Annotated in this window: 1 protein-coding gene; it reads right to left on the bottom strand. The window is 43.4% G+C overall.

Features of this window, described 5'->3' with window-relative positions:
- Nucleotides 1-30: 30 nt before the first annotated feature.
- A complete protein-coding gene (locus F0249_RS19960; protein WP_171757641.1) occupies nt 31-999 on the bottom strand; it encodes an IS30 family transposase in 969 nt (322 codons plus the stop codon).
- Nucleotides 1,000-1,091: the final 92 nt, after the last annotated feature.

The raw sequence follows: 1,091 nt of genomic DNA, 5'->3' as shown, positions 1-1,091 counted from the left end.
CTTAGTATCAAGTTTGAAGTGCGACACTTTCTACAGGTGGGCATGAATATACTCCATTGGCATTCTATACCCAAGCCTTTTGCGTGGGCGCATGTTTAATTTATGTGCAATTTCATTACAAAGCTTCTGTGTCACATGTGACATAGAAGTTCGCTTTGGTAAGTATTGTCGTATCAATCCATTAGTGTTTTCATTGGTTCCTCTTTCCCACGAATGATATGGGTTTGCAAAGTAAAACAAACAGTTATGGTGTTTTTCTAGTTGGGCGTAGCCGTGAAATTCAGTGCCATTATCTGCTGTAATTGTCTTAAATGGTAAATCTGAGCGCGTCATTATTTTACTCATTCTAACGTTGAGTGATTCGCTAGTTCTGTCGTCCATTTGCCCAATAAAAGTGTAGCCAGTCATTCTATCGACCAAAGTGACAATACAGTGCTTGGTGCCCCGGCCAACGACCGTATCAATTTCCCAGTGACCAGGTTCTTTTCTGTGTTCAGCAGCTTTCGATCTTTCGGTGATATGACGCTTGTTAGCTAGGCGTCCTCGACTGTCTTTTGAGTTGTATCTCTTACGCCTTTTCTTGGTGGATTGTCGCAAGTGTTTCCATAGCGTGCCACCATGAGCTTTGTCATTCCAAACGTGCTGATAAATGAGCTCATGGCTCATTGTTGGGTAGCCTCTAACTTTAAGGTGTCCAACAATTTGGTCAGGGCTCCAGTCCAGTCGTAGCAAGGCTTCTGGGAGTTTGAAGTCGAGCTCATCATAGCGTTTGTTTCTACGCGAACGACTGAGTCGGTTGCGTGCCATTTGCTGCGCTCTCCAAGCTTGGTAAGAGTACCTGTCAAAGTACCGGTCGTATCGAGAGTTGCGTTCAATTTCTCGATAGATAGTCGCTTTGTGACGACCCAGTTGTTTAGCTATTTTAGCTGTACTAATTCCTTGCTTTCTAAGCGCAGAAATCATATACCTTTCATTCTCAGTGAGGTGCGAATATTTCATGTTTTTTACTTCTTGGCGGGAGCAGACTTCATGATTATCGCACCTTACTGTTTTTATGTTCAGAGGTGTCGCACTTCGTACTTGAATCCAAG

Origin of the sequence: Vibrio sp. 03-59-1 (assembly GCF_013114135.1) — a bacterium.
In the GTDB taxonomy this organism is placed as follows: Bacteria; Pseudomonadota; Gammaproteobacteria; order Enterobacterales; family Vibrionaceae; genus Vibrio; species Vibrio cortegadensis.
This window is presented reverse-complemented; position numbering and strand designations above follow the sequence as displayed.

Excerpts from the sequence above, each read along its gene's own strand:
- F0249_RS19960 (WP_171757641.1), bottom strand. The coding sequence starts at position 999 with ATGAAATATTCGCACCTCACTGAGAATGAAAGGTATATGATTTCTGCG.